A 23,570-nucleotide genomic window follows, 5' to 3' on the forward strand; every position below is an offset into this window, starting at 1 on the left:
TAAAAATTATTAAAATTAAAAATATTATTAAAATTAAAATTATTATTAAAATTAAAATTATTATTAAAATTAAAATTTAAAATAAAATTAAGAACCGCTGATATCGGTTCCGTATTTCTCATTTAATTTATCGTCTTTGACATTTTCGCCTTTCGAAACGGCTGTCTCCGGCCACAATTTCACGCCCGAGTGAATCGTCACGTTTTCTTCCAAGAGCGAATTCGGTCCGACAATTGTTCCGTTTTCAAGGCTGCTGCCGGCGCCGACGATTGATTCTTCGTCAACGATTGCGCCTGAAAGCGTCGTTCCTTTGCCGATTTTCGTTCCGTCAAAAACGTAAGAGGATAAGATTTTCACGTCATCTTCAATGACGCAGCTGGATCCGATGACGGAATACGGGCCGATTAAAACGCGTTCGCCAATCATTGTGTTTTCGCCGATGACAAGCGGTCCGACAAGGGAAGAGTTGCCGCCGACTGCGACTCCTGTTCCGACATGAAGCGGTCCCTGGATTTTGCCGTTTGAAATGAAATTGCCTTCCAAAACGGTTTCTGTCATGTCATCCAGCATCCATTTTTGAGCGTCGCGGTAGGCGCCGGCGCTTCCGACATCCGTCCATTTGCCGCGGACGAGTACGCCGTTGATGCGCTCGCCGCCTTTGAGCATGAGCGGAAACAAATCTTTTGCGAAATCGAACTTTTTGCCGGCAGGGATTTTGTCAAAAACTGAAGGATTGCAGACGTAAATTCCGGTGCTTGCAAGATTGCTGAATATTTCGCCGGCTTTTGGTTTTTCAAAGAATCTTAAAATGCGGTTGTTGATGTCCATGTCGGCGATACCGAATTCCCTCGGGTCGTCGATTGAAAGAAGACCGATTGTGACATCAGCGTCATTATTTTGATGGAATCGGAACATTTCGCGCAAGTTCAGCGTCATGACGTGGTCGCCGCCGACAACGATAAACGGTTCATTGCCGAGCAGTTCCTGCGCGTTTTTAACGCTGCCGGCTGTTCCGAGTTTTTCTTTTTCATAAACGTAATCAATGTGAACGCCGTAAACGCTGCCGTCGCCGAGTTCTTCTTCCACGTCTTCGCCTTTATATCCGAGGGTGATGACGATGTCATTGAATCCTTCTTTTGACAAATGTTCAATGAGATGAAGCACCGAGGGCTTGTTGGATATCGGAATCATCGGTTTGGGCCGCTTAAAAGTCAACGGGCGGAGACGCGTTCCGGTTCCGCCGCACATGATACACGCTTTCATGAATCTAATACCATCCTTTTTATTTATATAAATTCGCCCAGCGACAAACATTTTTATTTAAAATCAATTTCATCAAGAGCATTTTTTGAATTATATATCTTATGTATTGTTTTCGTGTTTCATTTTTATTTTTTCGAAAATTTGAGGGTCGTTCTTCGACAATTTGTTTTAAAAAATCGTAAGCTCGTTTTTTAATGTTTTTTTGAAAAAATGCGGTTTGTTTTTTGAAAAGTTGGTTGAAAAATCAAGGATTTGTTTTTGATAATTTGTTTGAAAAATCGCGGTTCTTTTTCAGTAATTTGTTTAAAAAGTCGGGGATTCGCGCGCGGCGGCGACTGCGTCCCAAAGCGGCGAAAAAATCGCGAAGCGATTTTTTCATAAACGCCGCTTTCCAAGCACAATCGGAAACCTGACCCAACTCGGAAACAGAAACCTGATTCCAACAGGAAACAGAAACCTGCCTCCACTCGGAAACAGAAACCTGCCTCCACTCGGAAACAGAAACCTGCCTCCACTCGGAAACAGAAACCTGCCTCCCACTGCAAACCGAAACCTGACTCCGCTCGGAAACAGAAACCCGGTTCCAATTCACTTCGAAAAATTCCGTGTGAAGCGAGGAATTCTTTAGACTAATACTTTTAAACAATCTTTTTGGCATAGATTTAATTGCAATATCCGCCTATTTTGTTTGTTTTTGATATTCGCTGCAAAAATCTGAAATCGTTTGATTCGGGGGGATTTGACGAAGATTTGCCGGCGAACTTGCGAATTATAAATAACGACATCGGAGGTTGATGTTTTTGTCAGATAATATTTCACTCGGAATCGATGCGGGCGGCACGTATACGGATGCTGCGCTGGTGGACATGGACGGTCGCCGCATCTTGCAATCGCAAAAAGCTTTAACGACTTATCCGAATCCGCTCGGCGGTATTCAAAATGTCTTGGATCTTTTGGATCCCGAAATCTTGAAGAAAACGAAATTGCTGTCGGTTTCAACGACTTTTGCGACCAACACGATCTTGGAAAAAAACGGCGCGCCCGTTGCTTTAATCTTGATCGGTTCTCAAAAAGTTCCTCAAGATTTGAAAGACAATTGCGTTGTCGTCAAAGGCGGTCACAATTACCGCGGCGCCGAAAACGAGCCGCTTGATTTGGAAGGCATTCGCGAATACGTTTTGTCCGTCAAAGATAAAGTGTCGGCTTTTGCCGTTTCTTCCTTTTACAGCATTTTAAATCCCGAACACGAAAAAACCGCTCGCGAACTGATTCATGAATTGACCGGCTATCCCGTCGTTTGCGGTTATGAACTTGCGCACGCGCTCGGCGCTTATGAACGCGGCGTGACGGCATACCTGAACGCTTCACTTCTTCCGGTGGCGCGCACATTTCTCGATGCCGTTGCCGAAGAGACGAAAAGGCGCGGCATGAATGTTAAAACAACGATGCTCAAATGCAACGGCGCTGTCGCCATGTTCGGCGAAGTGATGGAACGTCCGGTCGAAACGATTTTTTCGGGACCGGCTGCAAGCGTTCTTGGCGCATCTTTCCTTTCGGGAAAAGAAACATGTTTGGCAATTGATGTCGGCGGCACGAGTACGGATGTTTCGATGATCGAAGACGGAATCCCGCAGATTTCCGACCTCGGCGCAACCGTCGGCGGCTGGAAAACAAAAGTTCGGGCAATCAAGATGGAAACGATTGCTGCGGGCGGTGATAGTCACATTTGGGTTCGCGCCGACAACGTTTTGGAAGCGCGTTTTTCAGATATCATGATCGGCCCGCGACGCGTCATTCCGCTTTGCCGCGCTTTTGTTATGTATCCCGAAATCGCCGAGACAATTAAAAATCATTGGACGCCGCATAATATGTCTTTGGCGGAGTTCATGCAAAAGACGACGCTTGTTTTGAAAAGCGGTTACGTTGCCGCGAATTTGTCTGACGATGAAATGAAAGTTTATCAAAAAATGCGTGATGAGCCGGCTTTTATTGATGATTTTGACTGGAAAGATTTTGACGGCGACATTCCGTTTAACATCGTTGAAATGTTGGTCAACAAACGTTTGATTCAGCTCATCGGGTTTACGCCGACGGATGTTCTTCATGTCACGGGTGAATTTGTCGAATGGGATGTTGAAACCGCTCAGCTCGGCGCCCGAAAATTAGCCGAAATATTCGGAATGGCAAAAGAAGATTTTTGCCGTTTCATTAAGCGCAAATTCGCAAAAATCATGGCGGTTGAAACGGTTCTTTTCTTGAACGATACATTTTCGCGTGATGAATTGAATGTGTTTATGGATAAATTCGGTGACAACGGCATCGGCACAGGCTCGTATTTGCGTTTCAAATCAGACATTCCGATTATTTTAATCGGCGCGCCCGTTCAATGTTTTATTCCGGAACTTGGAATGTTTTTGGATGCCGAAATTATCGCGCCCGAACATTATGCTGTCGGAAACGCTGTCGGCTGTCTTGCGGGAAAACTTGCAAAACGCGTTGAGTTACGTGTCGACATTGAGTCCAAGGAAGAAGAAAACGGTGACTGGACGATTCGCTACAATATGTTTACAACGGAAGGGCAGCGCGCTTTTCCGACAAAAGACGCTGCCGTTCATTACGGTGAAACGTTTGCCAAAAAAGATATTTACAAATATATGAAAGAAAACGATGTCGCGGAATCGGATGTCGAAATTCGCGTGAAAGTCAAAGAAATGATTTATGATCCTCAAAAACCGCCGGTTCAAATTGATATTTTGGTGGAAGGATTCGCCGAGAATAAAGTTTGAAACCGAAAGAGCGTTTTTCTTTTTTAAAACGCTTTTTGTTTCATTTTTCATTTTTCATTTTTCGTTTTTCGTTTTTCGTTTTTGTTTTTATTTCTACTTTTCATTTTTTTGTTTTTCATTTTCATTTCATTTTTTCATTTTTTAAAACGTGTGCCTCATTTTTGATTATTTTTTAAAATTTGTGCAGCTCGCGCGCGGCGGCGGTCAGCTGCTGCGGCTGCCGGCAGCAGCGACTGCAGTGCAAACCTGATCGGCAGGCGGAAACGGAAACCTGACTTGCAAGCGGAAACGGAAACCTCCCTCCCGCTGCAAACAAACACTTCCTCTCGCAGCAACCCGAAATTTTGTGAGCGAAGCGAGCAAAATTTAATGCCAACGGATTTCTAAAAAAAGAGCAGATGCAGGCGGAAATGCAAACCTGACCGACAGTGCAAACATAAACCTGATTGGCAGCAGCAACATTAAAAGACAGTTGCAGACTGTTCCGCTTGGCAGGAGCCGCAGCAGTAAAAGACAGTCGCAGGAACGGCACTTTGCCGGAATCGTAAAAGCAATTAAAACCGGCGGGTTTGAGTATTTCGTATCGTATGAGAAAGAATCCGCCAAGTCTCAATTCCCAACGCTATGCTACGGGAATCTCGACTTGCGGGGGCGGTATTTTGTCTTTTCATTTCAATTTCAAGACAAATTGAAACATCGTTTTTCATTAAATTTTTCAAAAAGGAACGCCTTCTTTTATCGAAAATCTAAAAATTTAAGATTAGGGTTTTATCGGGCGTTCAGGTTCAACGCTTTCTCAAAATTGGATGTTTAGGTTTCACCCCGAAATAAAATAAAAGCGCGATATGTGTTTGAAAACATTCACGAAAAACGGAACAGCTCGCGCGCGCAGCCGCCTGTGAAAACAACATTTAAATGAATCAAAACAAACGAAATGAATTCATCAGTTCGTTTTTCAATTCTATTTAAATTTTGCTTGGAAAATTGAAAATTTATTTTGCAAACAGGAATGATTTTCAGCAGGAAAATAATCTGTCATATTTTGAATAAAATATAAAATTAAAAGATTTTGGAAAGCAAAACGATTTAATAGAAGAGATTTCATGTTTCAAACGTATAACTTATTTACAATTGAGCAACCGCTATTGATTTGTGGCGAATCGAATCGGGTGTTTTAATAAGGGCAATATACAAATTATTACAATTTAAATTACAATTTAATATTTCATTTAAATTACAATTTGTTTAATAATCATTAAATTAATACATTTATACATCTGTATAACTCATTTTTATATCCCGTTTTGCAGTGAGAGAACTTCATCTGACAAAGAGTATCTGAAAAGAATCTGTAAAGAAGGAAATCATTTCACGTTTTATTTTGGGATGAAAAAAGATCGGAGGAAAACTTTTGGTAAAGTATACATACATGTTCGGAGCAGGACAGACGGAAGGAAAAAGTGACATGAAGAATCTCCTTGGAGGGAAAGGAGCGAATCTGGCTGAAATGGCGAATTTAAACATTCCCGTCCCGCCCGGCTTCACGATTACAACGGAAGCATGTACGCATTATTTAGCGAACAAAGGGCTGACGGATGAAATGCAGACAGAAATTTTAGCCGCTGTCGAAAAACTTGAAAACGCGACCGGCAAAAAACTCGGCGACAATGCCGACCCTCTTCTCGTATCCGTCCGCTCGGGCGCAAGAATTTCCATGCCGGGCATGATGGACACTGTTTTAAATCTCGGCCTCAACGACACATCCGTTGAAGGACTCTCCTCCAAAACCGAAAATCCTCGTTTTGCTTATGACTGCTACCGCCGATTCATTTCAATGTTCAGCGATGTCGTTTTAAACATCGAATTCAGCAAATTCGAAAAGGCGCTTGAAGCACAAAAGAAAAAATCCGGCATTGAATCGGACACCAATCTGTCCGTTGACGATTTAAAAGAAATCATTGCCGTCTCCAAAAAAATCGTCAAAGACGAAAAAGGCTTTGACTTCCCCCAAAATCCTCAAGAACAATTATTCATGGCAATCAACGCCGTTTTTGACTCCTGGAACTCTCAGCGCGCCATCACATACCGCAAAATCAACAACATCCCGGGCGACTGGGGAACAGCGGTTAATGTTCAGTCCATGGTTTACGGCAACATGGGTGAGATGTCCGGAACCGGCGTTGCTTTCACGAGAAACCCCTCCACCGGCGAAAACAAATTCTTCGGCGAATATTTAATCAACGCGCAGGGCGAAGACGTCGTTGCCGGCATCCGCACGCCGTCTGAAATTTCAACGCTTGAAGCCAAAATTCCCGACGCGTATAAGCAATTAATTGACATTTGCCAAACCCTTGAAAAGCACTTCAAGGACATGCAGGATATTGAATTTACAATTGAAGAAGGCTGTCTTTACATGCTTCAGACCAGAAGCGGCAAGAGAACCGCCAAATCCGCGACAACGATCGCCGTTGAAATGGTGGAAGAAGGCCTCATTGACAAAAAAACAGCTGTCATGCGCGTCACGCCCGCGCAGATCGACCAGCTTCTCCATCCGATGATCGACCCGAAATGCGAACAAAAAGTGATTGCAAAAGGTTTGCCCGCATCTCCGGGAGCCGCCGTCGGGAAAGTCGTTTTCACGCCCGAAGACGCCGAAGAAATGGTTGAAAAAGGCGAAAAGGTCATTTTGGTCAGAACAGAAACATCACCTGAAGACATCGGCGGCATGTATGTTGCAGAAGGTGTTTTAACAGTTCGCGGCGGCATGACGTCTCACGCGGCTGTTGTCGGCAGAGGCATGGGCAAGCCCTGTGTTGTCGGCTGCGGTGACATTACGATTTCCGAATCCGAAGACAAAAAATTCTATGTCGGCGATTTGACAATCAGTGAACACGATTATATTACGATTGACGGAAGCACGGGCAGTGTCATTTTGGGACAGATGCCTTTGATTCCGCCCGAAATCAACGAAGATATCGGAATGCTTCTTGACTGGGCGGATGAATTCCGCACGCTCGGCGTCCGCGCAAACGCAGACAATCCCGAAGACGCAATAAAAGCGCTTGAACTCGGCGCAGAAGGAATCGGTCTTTGCCGAACCGAACATATGTTCTTTGAAGATGACAGAATTCCGGTTGTCCGCAGCATGATTCTTTCCGAAACGAAAGCAGAGCGTGAAAAGTATTTGGCGGAACTCTTGCCGATGCAGAGAAAAGACTTTACGGAAATTCTTCGCGTCATGCAGGGAAAACCAGTGACGATTCGTTACTTGGACCCGCCGCTTCACGAATTCCTCCCGAAAGTGTTTGAACTTAAAAGCCATTTGGAAGATTTGAAAAATGGATCGGCAGCTCTTCCGCAAGGAATAACACTCGAAGAAGAAACGGAACGAATTGAAAAGATGATTGACCGCGTTGTCAATTTGCATGAATTGAATCCGATGCTCGGCCACAGGGGCTGCCGTCTCGGAATTACTTATCCTGAAATTTACAATATGCAGACGCGCGCCATTATTGAAGCGGCCTGCAGTCTTCACAAGGAAGGCATCGTCGTCAAACCCGAACTGATGATTCCGCTCGTAGGACACGTCCGTGAATTGGAAATCACGAAGAAGGACGTTGACGAAACGGCTCAGAAAGTGATGGACGAATGCGGTGTTCAAATCGAATACACGGTCGGCACAATGATTGAATTGCCGCGCGCAACGATGACGGCTGATCAGATCGCAAGAAAAGCGGACTTCTTTTCGTTCGGTACAAACGATTTGACGCAGACGACGTTCGGTTTCTCAAGAGACGATGTCGCGAAATTCATTCCGCTTTACATTGAGGAAGGCATTTTGCCTGTCGATCCGTTCGTTGCAATCGATCAGGAAGGCGTCGGCGAATTGATGAAAATCGGTGTCAAGAAAGGAAAATCCGCGAAACCCGATTTGAAAATGGGCATCTGCGGCGAACACGGCGGCGAGCCGAGCTCTATTCGATTCGCTTATTCGATTGGTTTGAACTACGTCAGCTGCTCGCCTTACAGAGTGCCGATTGCACGATTGACAGCGGCGCAGGCATCTATTGAAAATGAAAAGTAATGAAAATCGGCTCGTCCGGTTTTCAAATCTCTTTTTTTCTGAATTTTAACGTCTTTTTTGATTGAATATTAAATACGGGGATCAAGTTTTGATTTTTTTTAGAAAAGCGGAGCGGTTCACGCGCGCGGGCAGCGCCCGAAAAGTGGCGAAAAAATCGCTGTGCGATTTTTTCATAAACGCCACTCTCCAAGCCCAATTGGAGACCTCCCTCCCATCGGAAACAAACACCTCCCTCCCGCTGCAAACAGAAACCCGACTCCAATCGGAAACAGAAACCTGACTCCCGCTGCAAACAGAAACCCGACTCCAATCGGAAACAGAAACCCGACTCCCGCTGCAAACAGAAACCCGACTCCCGCTGCAAACAAACACCGCCCTCCCACTGCAAACAAACACCCCCCCACTGCAAACAAACACCGCCCTCCCACTGCAAACCGGCGCAGCCTGAAAAATCGCGAAGCGATTTTTTACAAACACCGCCCTCCCCCCGCCAATATGAAAAATTGTGAGCACCGCCTCAGGCGGAGCGAACAATTTTTTCAGCAAACTTTAAATTCAAATTATGACTTAAACATCTGTATTGGGTTATTTTTATAATAATAAAAACAAAATGTCAGAAGGATATCATGAACGAAGAGAAAACGGTCGCCGATTGGTGTTCTGTAACTTCTGATGAAACCTGCAGGATTCTTCAAACAAATCCGCAGGGATTATCAAATGAGGAAGCAGAGCGGCGCTTAAAAGAAAACGGTCCGAATAAGCTTGAAGAAAAAGGTAAAAAATCTGTTATTTCTATTTTTTTATCGCAATTTAAAGACCTGATGATTTGGGTTTTGATTGCGGCAGCTCTTATTACGGCATATGTCAGCCATATGGAAGGCGAATTGCCGATTGATACGATTATTATTTCTATTGTTGTTATTTTAAACGCGGCTCTCGGAACCGCTCAGGAATATAAAGCGGAAGCGTCGTTAGAAGCTTTAAAGAAAATGGCGGCGCCCAACGCGCGTGTTTTACGAAACGGCGCCGTTAAAATGATTCCCGCAGCCGACTTAGTTGTCGGCGATATTGTTGTTTTGGAAGCGGGCGATTCGATTCCGGCAGATATTCGAATTACGGAAGCCAATTCCCTCAAAATTGAAGAATCGGCATTGACGGGAGAATCCAGAGCTGTTGACAAAAGCACAGATTCAATTCAAAGCGCTGACGGCAAAAAGATTTCTCTGGGTGACCGCGAAAACATGGCGTTCATGGGAACGAACATCGTTTACGGCCGCGGCAGCGGTGTTGTCATTGCAACCGGAATGAACACCGAAATCGGAAAAATCGCAGGCAAACTTTCGGAAACGAAGAAAGAAATCACGCCGCTTCAAAAGAAATTGAACCAGATTTCAAAATACATTTCAATTCTTGTGATTATTATCGCCGTCGCTGTTTTTGCAATCGGTTATTTTACGGGACAGGATACGATGCAAATGTTCTTGACCGCTGTTTCGCTTGCTGTTGCCGCAATTCCTGAGGGAATGGTTGCTGCCGTCACAATCGTTTTGGCGCTCGGCATGTCCAGAATGGCCAAGAAAGGCGCGCTTGTCAGGCGTTTGCCCGCTGTTGAAACGCTCGGCTCGACGCAGGTGATCTGTTCCGATAAAACGGGGACATTGACGCAGAATAAAATGACCGTTAAAAAAATGTGGGTCTTTAAAGAAATCGAAGATCCGAATTCGGAAGAACTGATTCCGCTGACAGAAGCGTTTGCGGAATGCAACGATTCGAGAATTGATGAAAACGGAAAACCGGCGGGAGACCCGACGGAAAACGCGTTTTTGGATTATGTTTTGGAAAACGGTTTGAAAACAACAGAGGAGTTGAAAAACAGAAAGAGGGCCGCCGAAATTCCGTTTGAGTCGGACCGGAAACGTTCAACGGTCGCGGTTGCCAAAGATGATGAAATCAGAAACAGCGGAATCGAAAACAGCGCGGCAGGTGCCGGCAGTAACAGTTACAGAATTTATGTCAAAGGCGCTGCCGAAAGCATTGTTTATCGCTCGGTGTCGGCTTTTAAAGACGGGAAAATTGTTCCGATGACGGATGACATGCGGAAAATCATTTTGACCGCCAACGAAGAAATGGCTGAAAAAGCGCTTCGTGTTTTGGCTTTTGCTTATAAAGATGTTGATTCAGTTTCGGATGTCGATTTTGAACATATGGAAGAAGTCGAAAATGATTTGATTTTCTGCGGCATGTCCGGGATGATCGATCCGGCGCGTCCCGAGGTGAAAGAGACGATTCAAGTCTGCAGAAAGGCGGGCATTATTCCGGTCATGATTACGGGTGACCATAAAACGACCGCTGTTGCGATTGCAAATGATCTCGGTCTTTTGGATGACGACAGAATTGCGATTATGGGCGCGGATTTGGAAGAAATGGATGACGCGGAATTTGATGAAAAAATCACTCAAATCGGTGTTTACGCGCGTGTTTCTCCGGAACATAAAGTCAGAATCGTCGATGCTTGGCAGAAGCGCGGCAAAATTGTCGCGATGACCGGCGACGGCGTGAATGATGCGCCCGCGCTCAAAAGTGCTGATATCGGCGTCGGCATGGGCATTACGGGAACAGATGTTGCGAAAGGAACGGCGGACATGGTTTTGACCGATGATAATTTTGCGACGATTGTGATTGCCGTCAAAGAAGGGCGCGGTATTTTCGATAATATTCATAAAACTGTGAGCTTTTTGCTTTCGTCCAACATCGGCGAAGTGATTGCGATTTTGGCGGCAACGGTGATGGGATTCACGCTTCTTTCGCCGATTCACATTTTGTGGGTGAATTTGGTGACGGATACATTCCCCGCGCTCGCGCTCGGTGTTGAACCGCCCGAAGAAGATATTATGGAAAGACAGCCGCGCGACCAGAAGATTCCGTTTTTGACAGGCAGTCAATGGTTCAATATTTTCTTAATCGGTCTTGTCGGCGCGATTTTAACGCTGACGGCTTACTTTATCGGCAGCCGGACGTCGGCTCAAACAGGTATTACGATGGCGTTTATGACGCTTGGTTTGATCCAACTGTTTGCCGCGCTCGGTTTCCAGTCGGAGCGGCAAAGCATTTTCAAGATTCATCCCAAACAGCACCCGTACCTTTGGCTGGCGTTTTTTGGCTCGGCAGCGCTTCAGGTCGTCATCGTTTTCGTACCGTTTTTGCGCGACATCTTCGGATTGACTGCGCTGACAATCACAGAGTGGGCATTGATTCTGGTGCTTTGTTTTGTCATGCTGCTGTTTATCGAGTTCAGAAAAGCGATTTTCCGGTACATGCACAATAAGAAACATGAGGCGCAAACGGTTTAAAAGAATGTTTGAAAGAATAATTTAACGCCCGATTCATTTAGTTCTGAAAATGAAAAGGGCGTTTGTTTTATTTTTCATTTCATTTTCTTTTTTTGTTTTATTCAACTTATTTTCTCTTTTTGTATGTTTTCAAAAGAAACCCAAACATCCAATTTTCAAAAACGGTGAACCCGAACGCCCGATAAAACCCTAATCTTAAATTTTTAGATTTCATTAAAAAACGGCGTTCCGTTTTGAATAATTTCAATTGAAGGTGATGTTTCATTTTGTCTCAAAAGTGAAATGAAAAGACAAAATACCGCTCCCGCAAGTCGAGATTCCCGTAGCATAGCGTTGGGAATTGAGACTTGGCGGATTCTTCCCATACAAAACGAAAAATAAAAAACCGCTGATTTTAATTGCTTTTCTGTTTCAGCTTGTTCCTTCTTGCGACTGTCTTTTACTGCTGCAGCTCCTGCCAAGCGGAACAGTCTGCAACTGTCTTTTAATGTTGCTGCTGCCAATCAGGTTTGTGTTGCCGCTGCCGGATCAGGTTTGTGTTGCCGCTGCCGGATCAGATTTGCGTTGCTGCTGCCGGATCATGTTTGTGCTTCCGCCTGCATCTGCTCTTTTTTTAGTAATCCGTTCGCATTCGCGAACGTGCCGCTGCTACCTACATGTTTCCGTTTCCGTTTGGAGTCAGGTGTTTGTTTGCAGTGGGAGTCAGGTTTCTGTTTCCACTTTGCATCAGGTTTCTGTTTCCGCTTGGTATCAGGTTTGCGTCACAGCTGCCGGCAGCCGCAGCAGCTGCCCGCCGCCGCGCGCGAGCCGCTCCAACTTTAAAAAATTGAATAAAATCAGTCGTCGTAAAAAAAATCAAATGAAAAATCAATCACCATTTTTTAAAATTGAATGAAAAATAATTGTCGTTTTTAAAATTGAATGAAAATCACTCGCCGTTTTTTAAAAAAGATAAAAATTGTTCAATGCAAAAAAATTGAATTAAAACGAATTTCGATTTTTATCAAACAGAAATCAAAACCGAAATCGTTTATTTCTCTCTTTTTCTTTTTTATTTCTCATCACTCGCCGATCACGCTCATCTCTGAAATTCGTATCGAAGGCGTAATGATTCCGCCCACCGACCGAACATCTTTTCCGGCGCCGTCGATATTCTTGAGCATTTCAAAAATGTTTCCCGAAATCATCACCGACTTGATCGGTTTCGTTATTTCGCCGTTTTCAATCAAAAACGCATTTCTGCCTTCCACAGAAAAGTCGCCTGAAATCTCATTTGCCGTGTGAGCGCCAATCACCGTGTTAATGTAAATGCCTTTTTTCGTCTCGGCAATCACGTCGCTTTGCGGAAATTGAATAATGAAATTGCTGTAATCAACGCTCGGCGCGGACGAATACGAATAGCGGTATCCGTTTCCGGTACTCTTGACGCCGTCTTTTCCCGCCGTGTAGCTGTCATACAAATACGATTTCAAAACACCGTTACCGATCACAGTTGTCGCCTGCGTCGGCGTTCCTTCATCATCAAAAGCGCCGCTTGAAATGCCGCCGGCAAGCGTTCCGTCATCAATAATTGACAGCTTCGAATCGGCAATTTCGTCACCGAGTCTTCCGACCAATCCCGATCTTTCCTTTTGAATATTGTCGGCATCAACAGAAGGTACAAGCGTGTTTTCCAAAATGTCTGAAAATGAAAACGGATGGAAAATCACCGGCATTTTCTCGGCGCCGCATGTGATTCCTTTCATCGATTTCTTCGCCAGATCCGCCGCATTTTTGCCGATTGCGGTAAAATCAATATCTTTCTTGCGCGACACGCCGTAATCATAAGCGGTTGAAACTTCTCCCGACTCCGTCGTCACATCGGCCGACCCGGAAATCGCCGTTCCTTTTCTTTGAGCGAACAAATCATTTGTATTCATAATCATAAAGTAGGAAACCGATCTTGAAAATCCGCCGGATGTCGGAATCATATTTTTGATACTTTTGACACCTGAAATCATATCGGTTGCGCATTCGATACATTCATCCAAACTCATCTCAACGATTTTATCGTCAAACAAGCCGCCGACTTCTTTGTATTCCGCTTTCTCGGGAAAACTCTTAAAGAGCGGATCCGCTTCCATCACTTTTGCCGAAGCCACCGCCGTTTTAACGGTATTTTCCAAATCGGACATCAGATTCGTTCCGGCAAATCCGACAGCGCCGCCCACAACCGCGCGAACGCCGTAACCCGCGCTTGTACTTTGTTTCGCCGTTTCGATAATGTCTTTTTTAAATTGAATGCTTGTCGACTCACCGATCGAAAAAACAATTTCTGCATCGGTTGCGCCGAGTTTTTCCGAAAGTTTCAGCGCTTTTTCAATTCCCGATTTAATTTCTTCAATTGAAATTTTGTTTTCGGGAAAAATCTTGCCGGACATCTTAGGCACCTCCGACAGTTGCTTTTGAAATCGATATGTGCGGCGCGCCGTCGGTCACGGGAACAGTTTGTCCCGATTTTCCGCAGTGGCCGGCTGTCAGTTTGACATCGTTTCCGACCATTTTGATGTGATTGAGAATGTCAAGCGTTTGTCCCGATAATGAAACGTCGCGTACTAAATCCGAAACTTCGCCGTTTTTGATCATATAACCTTTCTCGGCGTTGAATTGGAAAACACCTTCGCCCGTGTTGACCTGACCGCCGCGGGAGCCGATCAAATAAATGCCGTCTTTGATGTCTTCCAGCATTTCTTCAAATGTCGCGTCTCCTTTGTCGATGTACGTGTTGCTCATGCGGACAACAGGCATTGAATAGCCTTGCGCGCGTGAATTTCCGGAAACGCCGTCAAAAATGCCGGCCGTTTCTCTGGAATGCATATAAGAATTCATAACGCCGTCTTGGATGAGAACGGTTTTTTCGGAAGGAACGCCTTCGGCATCAAACGGATAATAGCCGTATTCGTGAAGCGTCGGGTCGTCAATAACTGTGATTTGTGGTGATGCGATTTGTTTTCCGAGTTTTCCGGAAAGCACGGAATCATTCTGCAGCACCAGATCCGCTTCGGAAGCGTGACCGACGGCTTCGTGCGCGAAAACGCCTGCAAGTTCGGGATCCAAAATGACGGGAAGCGCTCCGCCTTTGGGCGTTTTTGCGGTCAGCAATGATTTTGCCGTTTCGGCGGCGTGTTTTGCAAGTTCGTAAGGATCATTTTTCTCAAAAATTTCATAACCGGAAATGTTAAAACGGCTTTCTCTGCCGGCTTGATAGTTGCTACCTTCGGCGGCGACGGCGGAGACGGCAAATCCGCTTCGAACGGTTTTATATTCCCTTTCTTCGTTTTCAGAGTTCATAAAACGCGTTGTTAATATTGATTCGGAATATGAAACGCGCGTGCTTTTGATGCCTTCTTCTTTGGCGTGTTTTTCAATTTCGCGAAGCAGTTCGACTTTGTCTTCCATGCTGATGTCTTTGGGATTGATTTTTATGGCCGGCATGCTGCCGACTTTTCTTTTCGGCACTTGTCCGAGAATGATTTTGTCTTTAGGCGTGTTTCTGTTCATGGAAGCGGCCAGTTCGGATGCGTTTTGGATGCCGACTTTCAAATCGGTTTCGCCGTCAATTGACGTGTATCCCCAGGAACCTTGGCAGAGCGCCCGAATTCCGGCGCCTTTTGAACTGTTTTTGGAAATCGTTTCAAGTTTTCCGTTGTCTAAAACGATTGTCATGGAGCGCCCTTCGATTTGATTAGCGTCATAATATTGAATTTTATCCATTTTTTTCCCTCTTTCTGTTTTTTAGAATGAATTAAAATTAATTAAAGTGATTAATCGAATTGGTTAATCGAATTGATTAATTAAGATAAATTGAATTGAATAGAAATTGGGGCTTATTTGTATTTTATTATTTGTATTGATACATTGGTTTTTGTTTTCTTTTTTTGAAATATTTTTCATTTTCATTATCGAAAAGGGTAAAGTATATAAATTTAAAACCTCTTTCAAGATTAAGGTGATTTGAAATGATTGGCATTAAAGAAATTGCATATGTTACAGCGGCCTCAGTTGCCCTTTCAATTGTTATTTTCGCATGGTATGCGTTTGGCGCACCGTTGACTCAGCTTGATTTGACAAGCGATGTTAACCAGATGATCCTTGTCGGCATCGGCGTCGTCATTTGCTTCGTTGCATACGCATTCTCCAAACCGGAATTCTGATTTCGGTTTATAACTTTTTATTTTTTATTTTCATTTTTTGTTGTTTACTTTTTGTATTTTCGTTTCTTTTGTTTGAATTGTATTTTTCAGCGCAGCCGCCGCGCGCGAGTTGCACCGTTTTGTTTCATTTTCAACCTTTCTCACGTTTTTTATTTTGTTTTGATAAAAAATTCAGATAAACATTTTTTAGTTTTAATTTGAATCTGTCAAGTCATTTTTTATTCATATGGGAAGAATCCGCCAAGCCTCGTTTCCTCGCTGCGCTCGGAAACTTGAAACTGCGTTTCAAGTCCGGTTCGCCGCTTCGCGCCGCCCGAAACTCAAATTGCGGGGTTGTAGTTTGGGATTTTCTTCATTTTAATCAAAAAACAAACATCGGTTTTATTAATCTAAAACAAAAATCGAACGCCGTTTTTTTAAAAAAGATTCTTTAAATTTAGGGATTAAGGGGCGTTCGGATTTATCGAAAAATTATAGAAAATCGATGTTTGATTTTGTCTGAAAATAAATGAAAAGACGAAATGCCGCCCCTCCAACGACGAGTTCACGAGCGAAGCGAGTGAAGGAGGAGATGGAGATTCTTACCATGCGAAAATAAAAACTAAAATTAGTCAGCTTTTTAAACTGCTTTCGGCTCCGGCTTGTGACTGCTTTGTTTGCAGTTGGAGGGCGGTGTTTGTTTGCAGTTGGAGGGCGGTGTTTGTTTGCAGTTGGAGGGCGGTGTTTGTTTGCAGTGGGAGGGAGGTTTCCGTTTCCGCCTGCCGGTCAGGTTTGTGTTGCCGCCTGCCGATCAGGTTTTCACTGCAGTCGCCGCTGCCGACAGCCGCAGCAGCTGCCGCCGCCGCGCGAGCCGCACCATTTTTATTTCAATCATTCAATCCGAATCACATTTTCACTTTGATTTTCAATCCGAATCGCATTTTTCACTTTGATTTTCAATCCGAATCACCTTTTTCACTTTGATTTTCAATCCGAATCGTATTTTCACTTTATTCTTCATGACCAATCTGAATTTTATTCCCGTCTTTCAGAACTCATTCGGTTGCCGCCTTCAACCCTTTCTTTTAAATATCTGTTCTGTCATTTATTTATTAACACTGACCCGCTTTTCATTTCACATCGGGTCGGCGGTTTATCGGGGCAATTTAAATGGCGGTTTTTACTTTTAATAACATCTTTCAAAAAATGACGATTTCGGTAAGCACCGCTTTTGCCGAATTCTTTGGAGAAACGGCATGAGTTCCGACAAAGGTTCCGTCGGGTCCGACAAAAGATCCGACAAAGGCGCCGGTTTCATCAACAGCAAATACATGAACGCCGCAGCAGTTGTACTCATCGTCGGCGCCGTCATTTTTGTCGCTCTTTTGGTTTACGCGCCGGGATTGATTCCGATTCAGTCAGCAACGGCGTCGCCCGATTACGGCGAACTCATGTTTGACAAAAATGCCATTATGTCTGTTGAAATCGAAATGGACGAGGATGAATGGGATTATTTGCTTTCCAATCCGAAAGAAGAAAGTTATCACGTGTGCAACGTGACGATCAACGGCGAAAAATTCCATGCCGTCGGCATCCGCGTCAAAGGACAATCCAGTCTGTTATCGGTTGCCGCGAGCAATTCCGATCGCTACAGTTTCAAATTCAAAGCCGACGAATACGTTTACGGGCAATCCTTTTTCGGGCTCAAAGAATTCGTTGTCAATAATCATTACCGCGACCCGACGTACATGAAAGAATATTTGGCATACGACATGATGGATTATGCCGGCGTTCCCGTTCCGCTTTTCGCTTACGCCGACATCGACATCAACGGACAGGATTGGGGACTCTATCTTGCCGTTGAAGCGGTTGAAGATGATTTTGCAAAACGCGTTTTCGGACTTGATCACGGAAAACTGTACAAACCCGAATTAATTAACGAAAGCGACATTCCCCGATTAAGCAACTCTCTCCCGCCGAGCGGAACCGATGTCAATCAAGGCGCTGCTTTGATTTATACAACCGACAGCATTTGGGATTATTACCAGATTTTCGGAAACGCCGTGTTCAAAAATACAACATTTTCCGATTGCAGACGCGTTCTCAAAGCCGTTGAACACATCAACAGCGGTGAAAACTTGGATGAATACGTTTACATCAACGAATCCCTCGCTTATTTCGCCGTTTCGTGCGTCGCTGTCAGCATGGACAGCTATGCCGGCGCGTCGCTTCAGAATTTTTATTTGTATGAAAAAGACGGCAAGCTGATGATTTTTCCGTGGGACCAAAACTTCGCTTTTGACGGCTATAAAGACAACAGCACCCCGTCAGTCGTTGATTATCCGATCGACACGCCCGTCTTTTCAAACGTTTCCATGTATCACCGACCGTTTATTAACATGCTTTTGAAAAATGAAACATACAAAGAACAGTATTACGATATTCTTCAGGACATCGTTGACGGATATTTCGACAGCGGCCGTTACAATGATACGATCAGCCGCGTCGATTTGCTCATCGGAGAATCCGTCCGCGACGATCCGACCGCATTTGTTTCATATGATGATTACGCGGCAGGCGTTGAAGCGCTGCGCGTGTTCGGCGAATACAGAGCGCGAAGCATAGAAGGGCAGCTTAACGGAACGATTCCCGCCAATCATTTTGATCAGCGCATTGAGAGAGAAAACCTGTCGATTAACGCTCCCGTCAGTGCTATGTTTATGGAACGCACTTTTAAGTATTACATTAAACCCGAAAATCCGAGATATACGCCCGAGTCAAACGATTTTATGATTTTATCCGAATCAGGCGATTTGCCTGAATTAGTTAACGAGCCGGATCCGTCCGAAGATTCAGGCGATGCGCAGGACGATGAAGTGCAATAAATGCAATAATTGAAATGCAAAAATTAAAACACAATAATTGAAACGCCGGTAAAATCATAAAAAAGAAAATATCTCTTTTTTGTTTTTTGTTCTGTTAATCCATCAAAATAATGCAAACCGTCAAATATATATATTATGTATTTATTTACTAATGTAAACCTAAAATAAAAAATAGGTTTACATACATCTCGCTGAATGGAGAAAACGGTTTATGGAAACATTACAATTCAGACATGAGCTCAAGTATTACATCAATCTTGCGGATTATTTAACGATCAAGAGCAGGTTATCCGCTTTTGCCGAGACGGACAGACATGTCAACGAAAACGGCACGTACAAAATCCGAAGCTTGTATTTTGAGACCCCCAACGACCGCGTTCTTCGCGAAAAGGTTGACGGTGTCAACAATCGGGAAAAGTTCAGAATCCGCATGTATAATGATGACGCGTCTTACGTTCGTTTAGAAAAGAAGACGAAGATCAACGGTTTCTGTAACAAGATTGACGCTCCCGTAACGCAGGAAGAATGCGAGCGCCTTATCGCAGGCGACACGTCTTGGATGAAAGAATCCGAGCATGCCCTTTTGGTCGAATTATATGCGAAAATGAAATTCGAATTACTTCGACCGAAAACGGTTGTCGATTACATCCGCGAACCTTTCATTTACAAGCCCGGCAATGTCCGCGTCACGCTTGATTCTCAAATTACGACAGGCGTGCATGCAAAAGACATGTTCAATCCCGAGCTTCCGACGGTTCGAACGCACGGATCAAACATCATCATTATGGAAGTCAAATACGATGAATTCCTTCCGGAAATCATTCGTAATTCCGTTCGTGTTCAAAATCGTAAAAATACGGCCTTCTCAAAATACGCCGTTGCGCGAATGTTCGGATGATTCTAAAAATCAATGCAGATAAAAATCGAACAATAAAATTTGAACAAATCATGATTGAGCAATTAAAATCGATTGAATAAGTCGATTGAATAAGTCGATTGAATAAGTCGATTGAATAAGTTGATTGAACAAATCGATTGAACAAATCAATTGAACAAATCAATTGAACAAATCAATTGAATAAATCAAAATTGAACAATCAAAATGATTGAACAAATATGATCGAACAAATCAAAAAATAAAACAAAAATGAAAATGAAAAAAACTTGAAACTGTGTTTTAAGTCCGTCCGCCGCTTCGCGCCGACCGGAAATCAAAACTCGAAAAAATCATTATCATTAAAAATCGGAAACATTTGAGATCTAAAAAGGATTTGAAACTATGTCGTACATTGATAACGCTTTCGTTATTCAGACAGGCATGATCGCATTGCAAACACTTTCTTTGCTGTTCCTTTTGATTGCATTGAAATTTATATTTGAAAAGTCGGCGAAAATAAACAGTTCCTTTGAAAGCGCGGATCAATTCTTCTCTAAGATTTATCTGCCGCTCGGCTTTGCTTTGATCGCGCTGATGCTCATCCATTGGATGTGTTCCGTCGGCAGCGTCGAAGCATACGGATGGGCGCCGTTTATCGTCGGCTTCCTCGGAGTCGCAGCTTGTTTGGTTGCAGCCAGCATTTATTATTCCGGAAGAATCATAAAGCGGCCGAGGTTTCGCAGGTCCGCCGACTTCGTTCAAAAATAAAACAAATCAGTTGACCAAAAAGAATCAAACAAAAACCACAGCAAATCAAAGCAAATCAAAGCAATCAAAACAAATCAAATAAATCAAAAAATTTGCAGCATAAATCGCATTAATCGGATATATTATTCAGACAAAGGTTGAAACAAAGACTGAAACAAAGACTGAATAATTTCGGTCTTCAGCTCTGTATAATATGTCCATTAAATTCAATCAAAATAAAAAAACGGCAGATTTTTTCCTCTATATAAATGAAAAAACAAAAAATCAAAACAAAAAATCAAAACAAAAAATCAAAACAAAAAATCAAAACAAAAAATCAAAACAAAAAATCAAAAAAAAATCAAAAAAAAATCAAAAAAAAATCAAAAAAACGATAAAAGTTGAATGACAAAAACGGTCAAAAAACGGAATCAAACCAACTTAAAATACTGAAATAATTTGTAAATTTAATCATAAAATTAAGCAAATAAATCAAAATGAATACGGATATAAATTACGCACTTTGTGCATTTTTAGGAGTACTTAAGAATGGCTACTTTGACCTTTAACGACATATTGTCTTCAAGCATTATTGACAATATTACAAACTTTTCATTGCTCGATATGGCGATTGCCATGGTTTTGGCTTTTATCGTGGGCCTTTTCATTTACTACGTTTATAAGAAAACGTTTTCAGGCGTTATGTATTCGTCCGGATTCGGCGTTTCTTTGATTGCGATGTCTGTCGTGACGACAATGATCATCATTGCAATCAGTTCCAACATCATATTGTCACTCGGTATGGTCGGTGCGCTTTCAATTGTGCGTTTCCGTTCCGCCGTTAAGGAACCGATGGATATCGCTTTCTTATTCTGGGCAATTTCTGTAGGTATCGTTGCCGGCGCAGGCTTGATTCCTCTCGCAGTCTTCGGCTCACTCTTTATCGGTGTCATCCTCTTGGTTTTCTCAAGCCGCAGGCCGACCGACCAGCCGTACATTCTGGTTGTTGATTTCGACGGCGAAGAAACAGAAAAGGCAATTATGGATACGATCAAGGCTTCCGTCAGCAAGCACGTTCTCCGCTCCAAGACACTTTCCGGAGTCGGAATCGAATTGACGATTGAAGTTCGTTTGCCCGATTCAGAAAGCACTTTCTTGAACAAGATTTCAGAAACACCCGGTGTGACCAGCGCTGTTTTAGTCAGCTACAACGGAGAATATGTTACATGAGTTCGCCTGATAAGAAAAGCGGTTTTATCAACAGCAAATATCTGAACGCCGCTACGGCAGTTCTTGTCGTTTTGGCCGTTCTTCTTGTCTGCATTCTGATGTTCAACCCGAGCATTCTCGGTATCACTTCCGCCGGAAGCCATCCCGAATACGAAGACGAAATCTTCGACCAAAGCATGATCACGTCAATCAGCATTGATATTTCCGAAGAGAATTGGGCTGCCATTTTGGCAAACCCGACCGCTGAGGAATTCTATCAGGCAAATGTCACCATCAACGGTGAGACGTTTTATGCTGTCGGGATTCGAACGAAAGGCATGACCAGTTTATCACAAGTCGCAAGCAGTGATTCGGATCGATACAGTTTCAAGATCAAGGCCGACAAGTATGTTGACGGCCAGACTTTCTTCGGCTTAGAAGAATTCGTCATCAACAACATGTATCAGGATCCGTCTTACATGAAGGAATATCTGTCTTATGACATGATGGATTACATCGGTGTTCCGACACCGCTTTACAATTACGCCGAAATTACGATCAACGGCGAATATTGGGGCCTTTACTTGGCAATTGAAGCGGTCGAAGAAGACTTTGCCCTGCGTGTTTACGGAAGCGACTACGGTCAGCTCTACAAACCTGAAAGCATGAATGGCGGCGGAGGCGGCGGCAACGGCGGCGGTGAACGCCCTGACGGCGGCGAAATGCCCGATTTCGAAAACATGGATTTCGGAAATATGGCAGCAGGCGATATGACCGGCATGCAGGACTTCGGCGGCTTTGATCCGACTGCGGCAGGCACAACCGATGCAGCGGCAGACGGTACTGCAAACACGACCACAACGACCACGACACGCCAAAATCCGTTCGGTGACGGCACGACTTTCGCGGAAGGCGAAATGCCGACAACGGGAGGCGGAGACATGGGCGGCGGCGGTATGGGCGGAGGAGGCGGAAGCTTCGGCGGAACAGGCGGCGGTGCCGATCTGGTCTACACCGATGACGAAATTTCCAGCTACAGTCAAATCTTTGACAATGCTGTTTTCGGCAACGCTCAGAATTCGGATTTCAAGCGCGTCATTACGGCGCTGAAATATTTGAATGCGGGCGAAGAGTTGGAAACGTATGTCGATGTTGACGGAACGCTTCGTTATTTCGCGGCCAACACGATGCTTGTGAATTTGGACAGTTATGTCAGCAGTTTGAAGCACAATTACTATCTGTACGAAAAGAACGGACAAATTGTGATTTTGCCGTGGGACTTCAACTTGGCGTTCGGCGCTTTCCAAAGCGGAAGCGCGTCTTCAACGATTAATTTCCCGATCGATACGCCGGTTTCCGGTGTCAGTTTGGAAGAGCGTCCGCTCATCGGCGTTCTTTTGGCTGACGAAGAATACATGGAATTGTATCATTCGTATTTGCAGGAAATCGTTGACGGCTACTTCACAAGCGGCTATTACGACGCCAAGATTACGGAATTGGATGCCTTGATCAATGAATCCGTCAAGAACGACCCGACGTCTTTCTACACGCATGACGAATACGTCACGGCGGTTGCAGCGCTCTATGTTTGGGGCGATCTTCGCGCTGAAAGCGTTCAGGGACAGTTGGACGGCACCGTTCCGTCAACGGATGAAGCGCAGTCCGCAAATCCGGACGCTCTGATTGACACATCCGCTTTGAACATGAATGATCTCGGCGGCATGAACAACATGGGACGCGCGGAAGGCAGAAGCGAACGCACGACAACGACGACGGACGCAACGCAGACAGCCGGCACAACGGCGACTGATGCGGCGACGGCAACAGCTGACGCGGCAGCAGGGCAGGCGCCCGGAATGACGCAGTCGGCTGACACGAATCAGTTCGGCGGCGGTCGGACGCGCGGCGCGGCGCCCTTCTGATATGCAGACAAATTAAAATTTCGGAATCGAATTTGTATCAAGTTCGATTCCTTTTTTTTTGAAAAATTTCTGAAAAACGGGGCTATTTTTGTAATATTTTTTTCAAAATGATGCGGCTCGCGCGCGGGCGGCGGCAACTTCTCTGAATGGCGTTCGTTTTTGTTTTAGATTGATAAAACCGATGTTTGTTTTGAATGAAAATAATAAATATTTCGAATACCGTCCCCGCAAGTTGAGTTTCTGAGCGAAGCGAAGAAACGAGACTTGGCGGATTC

General features: G+C 44.2%; 19 protein-coding genes. 12 read left to right on the forward strand and 7 right to left on the reverse strand.

The features are described from left to right. Positions 1-87: 87 nt before the first annotated feature. The gene (locus MmiHf6_RS00595) at positions 88-1,263 is read right to left on the reverse strand and encodes a nucleotidyltransferase family protein (RefSeq protein WP_316557785.1); all 1,176 of its coding nucleotides are present in this window, start codon (positions 1,261-1,263) and stop codon (positions 88-90) included. A gap of 244 nt (positions 1,264-1,507) precedes the next feature. After that, positions 1,508-1,855, reverse strand: coding sequence for a hypothetical protein (locus tag MmiHf6_RS00600; RefSeq protein ID WP_316557786.1), 348 nt, complete (start codon positions 1,853-1,855; stop codon positions 1,508-1,510). 208 nt (positions 1,856-2,063) lie between these two features. On the opposite strand from MmiHf6_RS00600, the gene MmiHf6_RS00605 reads away from it, so the two are divergent. Continuing rightward, complete coding sequence (locus tag MmiHf6_RS00605) at positions 2,064-4,049, forward strand: hydantoinase/oxoprolinase N-terminal domain-containing protein (protein ID WP_316557787.1); 1,986 nt, start codon at positions 2,064-2,066, stop codon at positions 4,047-4,049. A 172-nt stretch (positions 4,050-4,221) separates the two neighbouring features. On the opposite strand, the gene MmiHf6_RS00610 is transcribed toward MmiHf6_RS00605, so the two are convergent. Continuing rightward, the gene (locus tag MmiHf6_RS00610; RefSeq protein ID WP_316557788.1) at positions 4,222-4,662 is read right to left on the reverse strand and encodes a hypothetical protein; all 441 of its coding nucleotides are present in this window, start codon (positions 4,660-4,662) and stop codon (positions 4,222-4,224) included. Between the two features lie 816 nt (positions 4,663-5,478). Between MmiHf6_RS00610 and ppdK the strand changes: the two genes are divergently transcribed. Next, a complete protein-coding gene (ppdK, locus tag MmiHf6_RS00615) occupies positions 5,479-8,133 on the forward strand; it encodes a pyruvate, phosphate dikinase (RefSeq protein WP_478219610.1) in 2,655 nt (884 codons plus the stop codon). Between the two features lie 81 nt (positions 8,134-8,214). Here ppdK and MmiHf6_RS00620 read toward each other — a convergent pair whose 3' ends face one another. Then, a complete protein-coding gene (locus MmiHf6_RS00620) occupies positions 8,215-8,610 on the reverse strand; it encodes a hypothetical protein (RefSeq protein ID WP_316557790.1) in 396 nt (131 codons plus the stop codon). 149 nt (positions 8,611-8,759) lie between these two features. On the opposite strand from MmiHf6_RS00620, the gene MmiHf6_RS00625 reads away from it, so the two are divergent. Then, on the forward strand, positions 8,760-11,483 hold the full coding sequence (locus MmiHf6_RS00625) for a calcium-translocating P-type ATPase, PMCA-type (protein WP_316557791.1): 2,724 nt from the start codon (positions 8,760-8,762) through the stop codon (positions 11,481-11,483). 203 nt (positions 11,484-11,686) lie between these two features. On the opposite strand, the gene MmiHf6_RS00630 is transcribed toward MmiHf6_RS00625, so the two are convergent. Beyond that, on the reverse strand, positions 11,687-11,986 hold the full coding sequence (locus tag MmiHf6_RS00630; RefSeq protein ID WP_316557792.1) for a hypothetical protein: 300 nt from the start codon (positions 11,984-11,986) through the stop codon (positions 11,687-11,689). Here MmiHf6_RS00630 and MmiHf6_RS00635 point away from each other — a divergent pair. Continuing rightward, positions 11,971-12,378: a hypothetical protein gene (locus tag MmiHf6_RS00635; protein ID WP_316557793.1), complete on the forward strand. Its 408-nt coding sequence runs from the start codon at positions 11,971-11,973 to the stop codon at positions 12,376-12,378. The genes MmiHf6_RS00630 and MmiHf6_RS00635 overlap by 16 nt on opposite strands. Positions 12,379-12,544: 166 nt before the next feature. On the opposite strand, the gene MmiHf6_RS00640 is transcribed toward MmiHf6_RS00635, so the two are convergent. Next, entirely contained in the window at positions 12,545-13,903 is a 1,359-nt protein-coding gene (locus tag MmiHf6_RS00640; protein WP_316557794.1) for a TldD/PmbA family protein, read from the reverse strand. Between the two features lies 1 nt (position 13,904). Then, positions 13,905-15,236, reverse strand: a complete 1,332-nt coding sequence (locus tag MmiHf6_RS00645; RefSeq protein WP_316557795.1) for a TldD/PmbA family protein — start codon at positions 15,234-15,236, stop codon at positions 13,905-13,907. A gap of 245 nt (positions 15,237-15,481) precedes the next feature. Here MmiHf6_RS00645 and MmiHf6_RS00650 point away from each other — a divergent pair, with 245 nt between their 5' ends. From MmiHf6_RS00650 to MmiHf6_RS00685, 8 genes are all read left to right on the forward strand, one after another. After that, on the forward strand, positions 15,482-15,676 hold the full coding sequence (locus tag MmiHf6_RS00650) for a hypothetical protein (RefSeq protein ID WP_316557796.1): 195 nt from the start codon (positions 15,482-15,484) through the stop codon (positions 15,674-15,676). Between the two features lie 672 nt (positions 15,677-16,348). Further along, entirely contained in the window at positions 16,349-16,639 is a 291-nt protein-coding gene (locus MmiHf6_RS00655) for a hypothetical protein (protein WP_316557797.1), read from the forward strand. A gap of 272 nt (positions 16,640-16,911) precedes the next feature. Continuing rightward, on the forward strand, positions 16,912-18,540 hold the full coding sequence (locus MmiHf6_RS00660) for a CotH kinase family protein (protein ID WP_316557798.1): 1,629 nt from the start codon (positions 16,912-16,914) through the stop codon (positions 18,538-18,540). A 211-nt stretch (positions 18,541-18,751) separates the two neighbouring features. Continuing rightward, positions 18,752-19,438, forward strand: coding sequence for a polyphosphate polymerase domain-containing protein (locus MmiHf6_RS00665; protein ID WP_316557799.1), 687 nt, complete (start codon positions 18,752-18,754; stop codon positions 19,436-19,438). Between the two features lie 381 nt (positions 19,439-19,819). Beyond that, positions 19,820-20,185, forward strand: a complete 366-nt coding sequence (locus MmiHf6_RS00670) for a hypothetical protein (RefSeq protein WP_316557800.1) — start codon at positions 19,820-19,822, stop codon at positions 20,183-20,185. A 193-nt stretch (positions 20,186-20,378) separates the two neighbouring features. After that, the gene (locus tag MmiHf6_RS00675; RefSeq protein WP_316557801.1) at positions 20,379-20,573 is read left to right on the forward strand and encodes a hypothetical protein; all 195 of its coding nucleotides are present in this window, start codon (positions 20,379-20,381) and stop codon (positions 20,571-20,573) included. Between the two features lie 140 nt (positions 20,574-20,713). Next, complete coding sequence (locus MmiHf6_RS00680; protein ID WP_316557802.1) at positions 20,714-21,394, forward strand: DUF4956 domain-containing protein; 681 nt, start codon at positions 20,714-20,716, stop codon at positions 21,392-21,394. Then, on the forward strand, positions 21,391-23,295 hold the full coding sequence (locus tag MmiHf6_RS00685) for a CotH kinase family protein (RefSeq protein WP_316557803.1): 1,905 nt from the start codon (positions 21,391-21,393) through the stop codon (positions 23,293-23,295). Before MmiHf6_RS00680 ends, MmiHf6_RS00685 begins: the two co-directional genes overlap by 4 nt. Positions 23,296-23,570 lie beyond the last annotated feature (275 nt).

It is taken from the genome of Methanimicrococcus hongohii, from assembly GCF_032594095.1.
Taxonomy (GTDB): domain Archaea; phylum Halobacteriota; class Methanosarcinia; order Methanosarcinales; family Methanosarcinaceae; genus Methanimicrococcus; species Methanimicrococcus hongohii.